Annotated in this window: 8 protein-coding genes and 1 pseudogene; 5 read left to right on the forward strand and 4 right to left on the reverse strand. The window is 58.8% G+C overall.

What is annotated here, in order from left to right; all coding sequences use genetic code 11:
* On the reverse strand, positions 1 to 654 hold the full coding sequence (locus ACS7SF_RS00490; RefSeq protein WP_439891194.1) for an anti-sigma factor family protein: 654 nt from the start codon (positions 652 to 654) through the stop codon (positions 1 to 3).
* Positions 651 to 1244, reverse strand: coding sequence for a sigma-70 family RNA polymerase sigma factor (locus tag ACS7SF_RS00495; protein ID WP_439891195.1), 594 nt, complete (start codon positions 1242 to 1244; stop codon positions 651 to 653). The genes ACS7SF_RS00490 and ACS7SF_RS00495 overlap by 4 nt, the downstream gene beginning before the upstream one ends.
* A 472-nt stretch (positions 1245 to 1716) precedes the next feature.
* Between ACS7SF_RS00495 and ACS7SF_RS00500 the strand changes: the two genes are divergently transcribed.
* Positions 1717 to 2232, forward strand: a complete 516-nt coding sequence (locus ACS7SF_RS00500; RefSeq protein ID WP_439891196.1) for a helix-turn-helix domain-containing protein — start codon at positions 1717 to 1719, stop codon at positions 2230 to 2232.
* Positions 2233 to 2784: 552 nt separating this feature from the next.
* The gene (locus ACS7SF_RS00505) at positions 2785 to 3801 is read left to right on the forward strand and encodes a hypothetical protein (protein WP_439891197.1); all 1017 of its coding nucleotides are present in this window, start codon (positions 2785 to 2787) and stop codon (positions 3799 to 3801) included.
* A 24-nt stretch (positions 3802 to 3825) separates the two neighbouring features.
* On the opposite strand, the gene ACS7SF_RS00510 is transcribed toward ACS7SF_RS00505, so the two are convergent.
* Positions 3826 to 4209, reverse strand: a complete 384-nt coding sequence (locus ACS7SF_RS00510; RefSeq protein WP_439891198.1) for a YopT-type cysteine protease domain-containing protein — start codon at positions 4207 to 4209, stop codon at positions 3826 to 3828.
* A 1246-nt stretch (positions 4210 to 5455) separates the two neighbouring features.
* Between ACS7SF_RS00510 and ACS7SF_RS00515 the strand changes: the two genes are divergently transcribed.
* The 3 genes and pseudogenes from ACS7SF_RS00515 to ACS7SF_RS00525 all read left to right on the forward strand — a co-directional run bounded on the left by ACS7SF_RS00515 (position 5456) and on the right by ACS7SF_RS00525 (position 8657).
* A complete protein-coding gene (locus ACS7SF_RS00515; protein WP_439891199.1) occupies positions 5456 to 6865 on the forward strand; it encodes a glycoside hydrolase family 28 protein in 1410 nt (469 codons plus the stop codon).
* 341 nt (positions 6866 to 7206) lie between these two features.
* Positions 7207 to 7505: pseudogene (locus tag ACS7SF_RS00520) on the forward strand (oligonucleotide/oligosaccharide-binding fold domain-containing protein); the annotation flags it as partial.
* Positions 7506 to 7697: 192 nt separating this feature from the next.
* The gene (locus ACS7SF_RS00525; protein WP_439891200.1) at positions 7698 to 8657 is read left to right on the forward strand and encodes an SAM-dependent methyltransferase; all 960 of its coding nucleotides are present in this window, start codon (positions 7698 to 7700) and stop codon (positions 8655 to 8657) included.
* A 430-nt stretch (positions 8658 to 9087) separates the two neighbouring features.
* Here ACS7SF_RS00525 and ACS7SF_RS00530 read toward each other — a convergent pair whose 3' ends face one another.
* Positions 9088 to 13137 (reverse strand): helix-turn-helix domain-containing protein, encoded by a 4050-nt coding sequence (locus ACS7SF_RS00530; RefSeq protein WP_439891201.1) that lies wholly within the window; start codon positions 13135 to 13137, stop codon positions 9088 to 9090.
* Between the last annotated feature and the right edge of the window lie 1329 nt (positions 13138 to 14466).

A 14466-nucleotide genomic window follows, 5' to 3' on the forward strand; every position in this document is an offset into this window, starting at 1 on the left:
TCAAGTGCCCTCATCCGCCCCCGCTATCGGTTCGACAAAGCGAACCTCGGGTGCGGCGCGTAGGGCTTCGATCTGGCGGTGGGTGTCCGCATTCAGCGCTGGCCGGCCCGCCTCGGCAGCACGCGCACCGAGGGTATATACCCCGCTCTCGCTGGGACCGGCGACGATCTGCAGCCCAAGCGGCACCAGTAACTGCTGTAGTCGAACCACCGAAGTTGAAGGATCAACCACCAGCCGGATCGTGGCATGGTCTGCCATGCGCGCGGGCGACGACAACGTGCGATATGTCGCCGTATCGCCACCGCCCAGTTTCATGCCAAGCACAGCGAGACCTCCTGATTGCAGCAAAACCAGCGCGGCCAATCCATACGCCACCGCCAGCAAGCGCGGGCGTGGCGACCGCTGTGGCGCATCGATACGGTCTGACAGCCGCGCCAGGCCCTCTTCAACACCTGGAGAAACCAACGCGCCGCCCGCATTGATCGAGGCATTGAGCTCCTGCTGCAGCGCCAACTCAGCCCGGCAAGCCTCGCAGTGCCGCAGATGTTCATCCACTTCGGTTTGCTCGCTTGCCGAGGCAGATTGGTTGACCACCCAGGGCAGCAGCTCCCATACACGCAGGTGGACACGATCATCATGGGTGAATTCGTTCATTGCGATGTCCCCGTGGAACGGCCGGAGATTGCCGGCATCAGATTGCGCAGCTTGACGCGTGCATGGAACATCCGAGCCTTGACCGCGGTCGTGGGCGTCGAAGTGATTTCAGCAATCTCCTCGAGAGAATGTCCCATCACGTACGCAAGCTCCATCACCATGCGGTGCTCCGGTGTCAGAAGTGCCAACCCCTTGGCGATCCAGTCTGCGGTTTCGTAATCGGCAAACGGCTCGAAGGCCATGTCGTGGCTACCGAGCTCAAGCGATTCATGTTGTTGACCGCTCTGCCTCAGCGCTTTGAGCGTCACACGGTACGCGATGCCCATGAGCCAGGTCAACGCGCGCGACTCACCGCGGAAATCAGCTGCCTTCTGCCAAGCAATCAGAAATGTATCGTTGATCACTTCTTCGATCATGGCTTCGCTGCGCGTAAAACGATTCAGGAAGCGCACGAGCCGGTAGTGGTAGGCGCGATACAGCGCGGCGAGTGCGGCCCGGTCACCGCGACCGATACGTTGCAACAGCGCGTTATCGTCCTCGTCGGAAGACCGACTGGTCGCAGATGCGCTGGGTGAGGTAGGTGTCTGCATTACCGTAACCGCCGTGTTTGCCCGCACGATGTTGAGTCCACCGTAGGTGCCGGCTGGCGCGGGAAAGGTTTCGGTTGGACAAAAAGAAATCTCGCTAGGTTTTTGCGCCCACATCGTAGTAGGACGACAGACGCAAACGCTGAAACACTCTACGCAGTTTCGCCAGACACTGGTTTGGACGCAAGGCACGCTAGATCGGCACGTACGGCGCCACAGCCCGCACAAGTCTCAGAACCACCCGCCGTGGTACCGAACCCGCGTGGGCCGCCGGATGCCCGGCCGGAGCGCCGACCGCGGAGGCTCATTGACACCGGTAAGACTGCGCTGACGCGCCCGTTACAATTTTTTTTTGCGCTTCCGGTTCCATTTTGCTTCGTGGTTGTCACTAACGAAGGACGAGACATTCGCGGCGCAGATGCCGCGCGTTCTCCACTGCATCCAAGTGCAACTCCACCACAGAGCGAAAGACGACATGACCGCCCGGATTCAAAACACGGTGCTGTTAGACGCGACTGGCACCGCAGGCCGCCACTATCTCCCCCAGTTTCCAAGTGCGGGGCAACGCCCGCACACGCCGGGAGACGCTCCGCTCACAATGGTCACTCGACCGCCGTCAACGACATCGATCAGCGTGGTCTTGATGGACACCACACAACTGGTGGGCTTCGCGGACGACGGGGCACTGGGCAAACCAATGACGATTGAGCAGGCACATGCCGTACTCGGTCGAATGTTGGATGCGTACCGCGACGCACCGGCAGCCAAGCCGCGCAAGAGCTCTGTGCTTTCAATGCTGACGCGACGCCAATGTGAAATCCTGCATGAGGCAGCCTCGGGAAAATCCAACGTAGAAATCGCACAGACCTTGCACATTAGCGTGGAAACAGTGAAGTCACACGTGCGTGAAATCTTGATGCGTTTGCAGGCGCGAAATCGCACCGAGTTGGCTGCGCTATACCAACAATGCAACAGCGAAGCTCGCGGATAGGCGAACACGTATCCGTCACCAATGAATCGACACATCAAAAAACAACGCCACCACTTCTCACCCCGCGTGGCTATCTAGCGAAATCGGTCCAATTCACCTGGACGTGTGAAGCCATCAGCGACATTTCGCTGAGAAGTCACTCGATTCGCTAGGCAGGGTCTCGACGCCGTTTGTCGGGTTACGTCGCCAGATAGCCTGGTCATTGCCTAAAGCATTACGTAGCGCCAGCGCGCCCATCGCGTACCAACAGGATGTCGAATGTCGCGCGTCAACAATCGACCGTTCGGTTCGTACACCAACCAACCGTCAACCGCGGAATGGCTCGATTGAACATGGGGCGCGCTCACTGACCATCCACCACCCGCAAATTCCACGGATCCTGCAACCTTGCATCGCGTTTCTGGCACTCATGCGAAGGACTTGCTTCTTCGCGTCAGATCGCATTCAGCGCACATGACCGAACGAGGAACATTTCATTCGTGAGGTCAGTCAGTGAATTCTCCAGCCTGGACGATTGTCCGACGTGGACAGCCTTTCGGTTTCATCCAAACGATGCTGCCCGCCGCGGGCCTTGCGCTGTTGGCCGCAACGCTACCGTCCGCCGCCATGGCACATGTCAAATGGTTTGCAAGCTGGAACATCATTTGCCCACCGCGCAACCCTGCACGGGTGCTGACATCACCCCTATGGCAAACCTTCTTTGGGGCCTGCGTCGCCACCCTGGCCATCCTGGCCGTGCTTGACCATCAGTTGACATCGCTCGGTGGGCGGCTGCAAGCCGCCCGGGAGAAGCTGTCCGCCGTTACGATGCCGCATGCCTTGCTCGTACTCAGGATGGGCTTGGCGCTCTATTGGTTGCTGGCCGCATTCACGTTAGCCGAACCGGTGTACCTCACACCCGAGTTGGTCGCACCACCGTGGGTCCGTTGGCTTCAAGCTGGCTGTGCGCTGCTCGTGCTAAAGCGGTCCACTTGCTGGCTATCCGGCATCGGCATGATTGGCATGTACGTCATGGCAATCGCTGACTATGGCTGGTTTCACCTGCTCGACTATCCGCTCTTCCTGGCCGTCGGCTGGATTCTCATCATCACTCGATGCGGGCACGAACGGAACGATACGTTCGCACTCGACCTGCTGCGCTGGAGCGCGGCGCTCACACTCCTCTGGGGAAGCATCGAAAAGTTTGCCTATCCGGAGTGGAGCTTCCCGTTGATGAAGAGCATGCCGCTGCTTAGTCTTGGCGTGTCGCCCGAAGCGGCAATGCACATGTATGGCTTTGCAGAAGCCGCGCTCTCCTTCGGCTTGTTGCTCTTCGGACTCGGCAGCCAGATATCAGCGTTCATTCTGCTCATCATCTTCATCGCAGCCGTGGCGCCGTTCGGGTGGATTGATCTTGTCGGCCATAGCGCTATTTGTGTCGCCTTAGGCATTTTGACCCTGGTGCGACCGCAGCGCCATGTTGTTCTTGGCACGCCGTTGATACACGGTTGCGTGCATGCGGCGCTCTTCACGGCTGTCGTGATTGCACTCCTAGCCGGATATTTCGGTCTGCACGCTTTGTATATATGAAGGGGTTCGCAGCTGTTTGGTGGCTCATTCATTCGGAAAGCCGGCTGCGCTATCGTCATCGACAACCGCCGCTGGCATCACCCAAACCATCTTTAACTGCTGAGGGCTTCGCTGACTGAGTTCCACTGCGTATGCGTTGCCGGCGGCCGCTTGTTGTTGCATAGGGTGTTGTACATCGCGCTGAAACGAAGCAAGGATTCCGGAGAGAACACGCTCGAGTTCGGATGGCGTTGCCTCAAAGTTTCCGGAGTTCGGGTCGAAGATATTGACAGTGCCATTTCGCTGCTTGGCGCAGGCAATTGCGTGGCGTGACGTGTCAGTGCGCATTGCGAGCGGGGCGTGGTGATCTTCCGTCGATATGGCTGGCGATATCCGAAGCGAACGCTGTGAGCGAATCGAAGTCTTCATGTCGCTCGAATGTCCGACTTTTCGCCAAAGCGATTCAGTGCCAAAAAATATGGCGCCGAGAAAATAAATAAAGTCTATCCACGCCTGTGAATCATGAAAAATTTAAGACACATAAGATATGGAGATAACGATTTTCAAAAGATTTTGAAATTAATCGATTTTTTTTATAATTGGTATTTACTTGAGATCGATCCATCGCGCGACTCTAGTCCAGCACTGACCATTAAAAAAATGGGCAAGCTATCAAAGTCCGGCGCAAAGAAGGCCCTTATAAACACGATTTCAAGCCTGATCGAAATAACGGATCAGTGGGATTCGATGCATATTATGGCTGCAGACAAGAGACTTGCGGAAAATGGCGCCCCCTCCCTGTCAGAAATTAAAAATAAATTAATAAGTTTGCACCCTCCAACATTGCGAGAAAAGCGGAGAAGCCATAGGCCAAAGGAATTGTAAAAATCACGCATTTCGATCTGCATGGCACGTCATGGAAAATTCGAACCATTGGCAGCTCAAATACCGCGCTTATTGGAAGCGGTTTAGCTGGAATCGGTCGAGATTCTGGGCGACGAGAAGACTCACTTTCTTAAGTTGCTCCTGCTTGCGTCTCGGTGTCGTCCAGTGCACCGGTCACCTCGCCGAAGATCAGGAAGCGAAGATTGATGATCAACGATCGCTCGATGACGATGCGTTGACGCTGACCGCCGGACAGCTCCCGGCACTGTGTCCACCGATAACGGTCTCGTATCCTAGAGCAGTTCGCAGATGAAATCGTGGGCATTAGCCGGCTTCCCCGCCTCAATGATTCCTAAATGGGGGCTGCAGGATTGGGCAGCGTAATGTTGCCGCGAATCGAACAGCAAAAAAGTGAGGCTCTTCTCCAGCACCACGCCGATCTGCAACGATCGAGCACCACCTTGCAATTGAGTAAATTTCAGAATGCGCTGCGGTGCATACGCGATGCTAGCGCAATCGTCTGTGCTCCGGCCTCATTGGGACAGCTTGCCTCACTGGATTCGGGGAGCCACGTTGACACACGGCCATTTCTCTGCGGAGTTCAATTTTGAATACGTCTGTCAAACTTCTGATTCCTCTCATCGTTGCTGCCGCCTCCGCTGCGGTACACGCTACGGATGCCCCCGTCACGGCACAATGGGGCACTGTGTCAGAACCTACCAATCCAACGACCGTCTGCGGTAGCCCACTGGTTGCCACGCTGGCCCCAGTAAATGGTTCCGTAGATTCGTTGGACGGCAACGCCTCGAGCTCACAACCGGACGCCTCGCGTATCCAGGCTGCCATCGACGCCTGCCCGTCTGGTCAAGCGGTCAAGCTAGTGGCCGGGTCCAGCGGAAAGACAGCGTTCATCACCGGACCGCTGAAGCTAAAGTCGGGCGTGGTGCTATGGGTTGACACGGGTGTCACGCTATTCGCTTCACGCAATCCCAAGGATTACGACAACGGTGTTGGCACTTGCGGTACCGCCACAAAGTCGAGCACGAAATCCTGTAATCCGCTCATTCTGGCGGACAAGACGTCGAATAGCGGCGTGGTAGGTGACGGCGTCATCGACGGTCGGGGCGGCAGCCTGCTAACGGCCGGAGCCAACGCCAACGCGCGTACGTGGTGGGACGTGGCCTGGCAGAACCGCGCGAGCGGCCTCAACCAACAAAATCCGCGCATGCTGCAGATCCAGAATGGCAGTAACTTCACGCTGCACGGCATCACGCTGCAAAACTCGCCCAATTTCCACATCTGGGCATATGGAGTGACAGGCCTGACAGCCTGGGGCATCAAAATACTGACACCAAGCCTCGCCTACACCAAGTCCGCCTACGCCTGCCCGAGTGGTACCACACCCGATCAGGTCACGCCGGCCACCTGCTTCACGCCCGACACGGCAATTAATACAGATGGCTTCGATACGGGCTACTCCAGCAAGGTGCTGCTCGCCTATTCGTACATTAGTGCCGGCGACGACCACGTGGCGATCAAGTCCAGCGGCAACCCTGGGGCGACCAACCATACCTACGCGCACAACCATTTCTACTACGGGCACGGCCTGTCCATCGGTAGCGAGACCAACGCGGGCGTGAGCAATGTCGCGGTCACTGATCTGTCCATCGACGGCTTCGACAGCGGTACCAGCGGTGGCCTGCGCATCAAATCCGATTCGTCGCGTGGTGGCAGCGTGAATAATGTGAGCTACAAACAGGTCTGCGTTCGCAACGTAAGCGCGCCGCTGACATTTGACCCGTTCTACAGCAGTTCCACGGGTTCGCTGTACCCCAACTTCACCAACATCACGGTTCAGGCGTTCCACAACCTGGGCAGCACCAAGTACAAGGGTGGCAAGGTGGCATTCGTAGGGTATGAGCTCAACGGCCAGAACAACCCGTTGACCATTACGCTCGACAATGTCGTTTTTGACGGCACACAGCCTACATTTGCTGCCGGGCACAATGGCGGCCCGAGCACAACGCCTGCAGCTTCGCATTTCAAGCTGGGCACCGGGCCGGTCAGCTTCGCCTCGTCGATCATCACGTCCTCCACCAATGACGTGACGGCCACGGGAACGCCGAGCACGGGCGACGGCATTGATTGCGGCTCCGCGTTCGTCCAATTGAAATCTGTTCTGCCAACATCGCCCATCTGATCTTCGCGGTATCGATGTTCTCATGCGCATCCGAACCGTCTCTTTCGAGCATGGAATCGGATGCGCATGATTTTCTGAATTGAAACGGAGCTGATGGGCGACTGAGCCACAGCGGATATGGGCTGCAACTGTTGTGAATCGCAAATTCTGGTGGCCGGGACAACGAAACCCGCCAGTGGGTACGCAATGCGCTAGTGCCGCTGTTGTCCTGAGGCTATAAGTGTGGATGCCATTTCAGTTGAATAGTCGGTGTCAACAAAGTTCGGAGTTACGTGAATCTCGACCCCTACGATGTAAGCGCTTGGTTAGCAACGCCTCTGGCGCAGGCTGGCGAGGCAACTACGGGCCGGCTCGGCAACATCGGCGTGCGGATTGAGGAGACCGACAAGGTTGGAAAAAGCGGGGGCCGCAAATACCTGAGCGCGCGCGGCATCAAGTTTTCCTGTGGCCGGGTTCGGTCATTGTGCGCAAGGCCGACAAGTGGGTCGTGAGCGGTGAACTGATCGAGACCAGCCGCCTGTTCGGCCGCACGCTGGCGCGCATCGAGCCGGAATGGGCGGAGAAGATCGGCGCGCACCTGTTGAAAGTGTCGTGGAGCGATCCGCACTGGGAAAAGAAGTCGGGCCAGGTGGTGGCTTTCGGGAGCTGATCTGACTTGCTCCAGCGCCCGCTCGGAAGGTGTAGCGGCCCCAGCGGTCGTTGCACACCGTGATGAGACCAGGCCCCTGCGCCATCGAACACGACGATCGCTCATCAATGCTCAAATCCGGCGCCTAGTCGATATGACGCAGGTAGAGTCGCGCGATCCGAAGCGAAATATCCGCCGTACACCATGAGCCCGAACGAAACGACCTCTGCCCCCGAATTGCACGCCGTCGAAAGTGGCCTGCTTTCCCACAGCGTTGAGCAGCCGGACACCGACGCCGCCCTGCTGGAACGCGTACGTGCCCGTCTGAGCGCTGCCGGCGACCAGCCCGGCGCCACGGTCGAACAGTTGCTGTCACTTGCCGACGCGCTTGCGCACTGTGATCTCGGGCGCTTTCTGCTGCGCAATCGCGGGCTGAATGCGTACTGGACACATCAACTCGTCACGTACCGGCCCGGCACCCTGCCCGCTAGCAATGCTGACAATCTGGAATACCAGCTATTCGAGAAGCTGCCCGCCGTCCTGGCAACGCGTGAACGGTTCGGTATCTTCCGTGACCAGTTGCAAGCGCTCCTCCGGCCCGGCATGACAGCCGCGTCGGTGCCCTGCGGCCTGATGGGCGACCTGCTGCTGCTCGACTATCGCCAGTTGCCTGGCGTGCAGTTGATCGGGGTGGACCTGGACCCGGCTGCGCTGGTCGGCGCCAAGGCGTTGGCCGCACAGCACGGTCTGGCCGATCGGCTCTCCTTGTACCAGCAGGACGCCTGGCACTTGCACTTGTATGGCTCCGTCGACGTTCTCGTCAGCAATGGCCTGAACATCTACGAGCCCGACGACACGCGCGTCACCGCGCTGTACCGCGGCTACCTCGATGCCCTGCGCCCAGGCGGAACACTCGTCACCAGCTTTCTCACGCCACCGCCGGTGTTGTCACCGGACTCGCCGTGGAATACAAGCGCAATCGAACCCGCGGCGCTGGCATTGCAAGCGCAGTTGTTCGTCAAAGTGATCGAGGCCAAGTGGCAGACCTTCCGCACGCACGCGCAGACATCAGAGCAACTGCGGCAAGTGGGCTTTGCGGACATCCGATTTGTCGACGACCAGGCGCGCATGTTTCCGACAGTAATTGCCCGGAAATCCGCGTAACCGACCCCAGTCAGATGGCGCGGCGCGTAGTCCATCTCCTCGCAAAAGTGAGGGGGTTGGCAGGGTCCAGTGGCTGCTTCACCTCGGACTCCATAAGCGTGCTGCACGGAGTTCCCGTGAAGTTCAGTACCTATCGGAGACAACCAGCAGGGTGTATCGAGGAACACTGCCCCGTCGGAAGAAAACCATCCAGCTCGAGGCGAGTTGTACCGTCGGCGGCAACGGTCAAGCGTCCGCCAACGTGCTCAGCCGGCGCAAAATCCCCTTCAAGAATTGCTGTGTCGCCCCACCAAAAGTAGCCCTGCTCATCGACCAGGTGTGCGTCCATTGCCCCTCCAGTTGGATATTTTTATTCGCATATGCGTGCGTGCGGCCCCATGCGCCACCGTGATCTCGAGCCAGTTGGGCCTCGCACAAACCAGAAGGCATGTCACATATCAGCATCCTCTTCATCCATGCGGCGCCCCTGCTCTTCCTGTCGCTCGATCTCGCGCGTGGCGTAGTCGAGCAGCCGCTGGTACAGGTCGAACGCCGGATTGGCTTTTGTTATCAGCGCAAGTCGCCGCGTCGCCATGTCTTTCAGGTCAAGATCGACCACAAACGGTTGGCCAGGCGCGCCAGAGCGCACCCCACTCACGCAGGCCTGGAAGATGACAGAGGACAGATCCCGATACGTCGACCGACCAACACTGCGCGCAGCCCCGAGGGCGCGCTCGACGAACCCCTCGTGCGCATAGATAAACCGCTGGCCAGCGGTACGGAGTATTGCTCGGACGACAGCGAAGCGTTCCTGCGTGCCGCCTGCGAGCCACTCCTCCAAGGCGGCAACGCAGGCAGCGTCATAGGGGCCGCATAGCACCTCAATCAACTCTCCAAAGCGGTAGCTGAAGTCGTAGTCGGTAATCCTGCTGATCGCCCAATCAAGCAACCCATGAAAGAGCTCTCGTCCCTGCGGCTGCAACATCAGCCCAAACGCACCCGGATGTCCTGGGACGTCGCCGAGCGGTTGCGTTCCACCATCTCCGCTGTCGATCGCATCTTCGACGCGTGCCATGGCGAGCTCGACAACAGCGCGAGGGATCCGCTGAATGGCCTTCTTGAGAAAGGCGTGGACCCAGTAGTCATCCAGCTCTTTCGCCTGGCGCAGCCCACCGATCATTTCGCGCAGTTGGTCGTCGGTGACCAGGTCGAACGGGACCTCCTTATCATCATGAACCCATGCAAAGAAGTCTCGCGCGTAGCTCAGGATGCATCCTGTATCCACGCGAGTGATGAGCTCAATCGCTAGTCCCTTGTCCGTGCGTGCCACATCGCGCACCAAGTGTGGCACGCATCTGAGGACAGGTCCTTCTTGACTGCTGAAGATCAGCTTGAGCGCCCGGACATCGAGCGCAGAGTACGGCGCGATCCCTCCCGCAGCAAACAGGTAGCCTGCGGCGACGATCGGCAGATGTGCATCCCCTTGCGCGAGCAAGCTTTCGACAAACGCCGAACCCTCTTTTTTCGCGCCCGTCAGGAGGGCCCCGAGCGCGCGCCCCGTGTAAGGCGATAGCTGCGAGCTCTCGCCATGTACACAGCATTGAACAAGATACCGGGCAAGTGACAGATTCGACTCCAGCACCCGGCCAAGGAATAGTTGTGCGGCGCCGTGTTCCGTCGCACCCGTTGCGCGGGTGATGTCAGCCAACCGTTCCTGCAGGAACGATGCAAGTTGGTCCGGCTCAGGAAATTGAGTGCTCAATTCCAGGCAGAGCGCATCCATGTCGGCCTGATGTTGGCGCCGTCCTCCCTGCTCCCCCAACGGCCATGTGCGCGTCCCCCACGCATCAATGAATGCCCGCACGGTACGCGTATCAAGATCGCGACTGAGATGCGTCAGGATCCGCTGCGCGGGGACCTTCGTGTACTCGAGACCATGGAAGGCATGCCATTGAACGGACTCGCCCACGGCAACAACAACGGGCGCCGTCACGTTGACAGTTTCGAGCAGCGCGTTGATTTTCTCCAGAGTCTGAACAAATTCCGCTCCCCATGAGTCGGGGCTGTCCGGACAAGCTCCCATGGGGCCGCGCAGTGCTTCGGAGAGGTGTTGTGCCGCCAGAAAGGCCCGGCGTTGATTGGCGCTCGACAGACTGAATAGAAGTGCGTCAATGATCCGTTGCCGCACCTGCTGAATCCTCTCGAGACTAACCCTGTAAGTCGAGATCGTGATCTCCCGGCTTGTCGCCGCTGAGGTGAAATGCCCCTCGGTTGCCAAGCCCCCTTTGAGCACATAGAACGGCGTGTAAGCCCCCGTCCAACTCTCGGGATAGTCCAGAAGCGACAGCATGAAGTCGACGACGTCCATGACGAACTCGACCGGCTTACGAGGATCCGGCGTCGCCAACTCTGTCAGCAATCGGATCGCATGGTGTGGATGCGAGTTCGTTTGTCGCGCATCGTGCTGGCCGACCTCCCACAGTAATGCACAGGCTTGCGCAAGGTGCTTGAGACTGTAGGTTGCACCGTGGATGACGCGGCACACGATGGAATTCTGACCGTGTCCCTCGTCGATCAACCGTCGCGCAAGGAGGAGCGCTTGGCGCGGCTGGAAGTATGCCGCCGCAACAGCGGCTTTCACCTGGGCATTCACATAGTCATCGGCCCAGGCGATCTGCGACCACAAACCATCGAGCAGCGTACTGTCTGACGTGTCCCCTTCGTTGCGCCGCCAATCCAGGCGCCCGAGGTTCAAGAGGACATGCTCTTTATGCTCGGGAACCGCCTCAGCAAACAGCCCCTCGGCGTAACCATTGGACGCCCCGCTTGGCGTGATGCATGCGGATTCGATAATCGAGTCTGCCAGGAGATCCGGCGAGAGCCGGTATCTCGCACCCCGCTTGAATAGCACCCCAGCACCCACGAGGAGTCCAATGAGGCGCGACGCGTCGGCGACATCAATTGCCTCGATGTCCGTGATCAGCTTCAGTACGTGCCTATCATCCGGGACGACCGGTTGGATCAAAGCCAGCACCCGCAGCATCTTGTGCACGCGCTCTTGGTCCCGCCCCTGCGCGATGTCTCTTGCAAAAACACTCTCATAGCGCTTGAGCACCATCGCCCGGAAAACATCGTGCGAACCGAAGAGCTCGGGGTGCAATCCCTCGCTGGCCACGATCTTGGCGCCAACGACAACGGCAAGTGGACTGTCATACCCCACGGCCGCGATCGCCTGCGCGGCCTCCGTCGACACCCCATTCTTGGCAAGCACCTGCGTCGCCAACGCAATCCCTTCCTGTTTCGTTGGACTGGTCAGTGTGATCGACCTGATCAAGTTGTCGGACAAGCCGTAGCGCGCCAACTCGGTCGACACAATGTCGCTCCAGTATGGTCGATAGACGAGAAGCAGGCGCGCGCGCGAACCCGGGGTGCCCGCATAGCGAATAAGCTGAACAAGATCGTTGCGATCGTTGCGCTCATGCACATCGTCGACGACGAGCAGCTTCTCGTCGGCTCCGAGGTCCTCAAGACTCTTTGCCGTGATGTCCTCAGTGGGCGATGCCACGAGGATGCGCACCTCGGGATGCTGTGTGGCAAATGCATCCAGAGCGGAGCGCAGCACCCGCGACTTACCCTCGCCAGCACGGCCCACCAGGCTTACAGCGAGCACACTCTGATCACTCAGCGCCTGTGCGAGCGCGCTGAGCTCAGCAGATCGTCCCACGAGCTCCCAGCATTGATTGAAGAACCGCCCCTCCACCAACTGTGGCGCAAAGAAGGCTTCCACCGTCTGCCAAGGTCCAGCGGCCAGCTCGCCGGTGAGTGCAAATCGCTGTGTCGGAAAGTAGATATCGACGATCCGCACCTGCTCTTGCTTGGGCAGAGTGCGAAAGACGCGAGTGATGTCGGCCTGGTCCCACAGGCCCCACCCGCGTACTTGCCTGATCGCGTTGCGTGCGCCAGGGCTGGCGACGCGCGACAGCAGGATATGCTTCTTCTTTGCGGAGAGCGTCTGCGCCTGGATCGCCCTCTTGACCTTATCCGGTCCAAACTGCGCTTCGCGCTTGCACTGGTATGTGTGCAGCCCGCTCGCGAACTGCGCTTCGATGTCGATCCCGTATTGCTTGTGCCCCGTCTTCCCAGCGGGATGAACGTCCGCACGCCCCCTCAAATGCGTCGCGAGCAGATCGAGGCAGAAATGCTCGAAGCCCTCGGGCAGCAAGCTCGGTAGCGGAAGGAGCTGGTCAAAAGACACGGTCGCCGGTTCCGGGCTATAACCCGCCGCGCGCGCCAGCTCCGTCACGTCCGTCTTCAGCACGGCCGCCAGCTTCGCCACATCATGGGCACGCGGGCGCGATGTGCCTGCCTCCCAGCGGCTGACCGACTGCTGCGACGTATCACCAAGCCGTTGAGCCAGCTCAGCCTGCGTCGCAATCCCCGCCGCCGCTCTAAGCGAGCGAATGCGTTCTCCCAAGGCTAAATAAGGCGTCGCGCTGTTCATACCCATTTTCTGCGTACGGTAGATAATACGCATTTTATGAGTACGGTAACGAGAAAGGCAATTTCCTGCACCTTAGCAAGCTGACGCCAGCATTTCGGTCAGCTCGAGTTACTCGTGCAGACGTGTCGATCGGGCACCTGTCCGGTAGACGACCCGCATCTTAGGCTGCCGACAGGCCAATCAAGGCGCGGCCAAGACTTACCTCAGATCGCCGTCGGCTGGCGGCTCGTAGTGCGGCAATTCCCATGGGGCTCTGCCTTGCCACTTTCGGTAGACTCCCCTTAGTCGCTCTTGGCGATACCCCTCAAAGTCATGCTGGTACATGCAACCACGCTGCTCCTCGCCCTGGACTACAGGGCACTGTGCGAAACGTATCCACGCGCGAAACTCGGCACGAAATGGCTCAGGGATATCGAGCAAGCGGACGTAGTGGGTTCTATCGGGCGCCACCCGCGCAATATTCAAATTGCGCAGCACTTCCAAAGCTGCTTGCATGGGCTACTGCTTCTCGCAATCACCCGACGGTACACGATGGTGCGAACGTGCCAGCACGGAAAAGTGACGCAGCGTTGATGGCAATGCAGGAACCGATGGCAACCCTTCCAGAATTTCCGCTGCGGTTCGTCCCCGTTGCTCGCTAGGTTGCCGATCAGACGCACTACCCACAGGAGTTCGTTCTCGCATTTTCACTTGCCTCCCCTTTCTCCTTGAAAATCGGCCTTGAGCACGGATGCTGCTGGGCCTTTCTGAGCCGCCCTGCGGGTCAATTCGTCAACATTGCCCCGCCAGCAAGAAGCCCTCTTTCTGGCAAAGCGCCTTAATTGCCCAGTGCCAGTTCATTCTCGAGGCTAGCTGGCATGCCATGGCCGTGTACTAGCTGTCCACGTGTGCAGGGCTTCATCTCACCACCATCCGTTGTGTACCAAAACCACGGCCCCCTTGCGCCGCTCGCTCGGTCTCGCTCGCGCCATATCCCAGTAACCCGGTTGATCTCCACGCTCGTACCATCTTCAGTTCTATCAAGAACGTAGACAGCAATCGTGCTGGCCTCCAATTGAGGCACAACGTCTAGCAAAGTCTCTGGGCCATCGATCATCCAGCTATCGGGCCATGGCGCATTGCCATCCTGATCCCGCGTGCAAATCACGAGGAAATTTGGGGATTCGTCTGTCCAACCCACACAGCGCCATGCGAGGAAGGGCTTCGCTAACGCAGCCCTCACCGAACTAGGCTCAGCCCAACTTGCGTCCGTCAACAGCATCTTTATTCCTGTTAGTACCACATAATCGTGGCACCGCATTCCAATTGGTCAACACAAAATGTTGATAG

The organism is Ralstonia sp. 25C (assembly GCF_051904805.1).
In the GTDB taxonomy this organism is placed as follows: Bacteria; Pseudomonadota; Gammaproteobacteria; order Burkholderiales; family Burkholderiaceae; genus Ralstonia.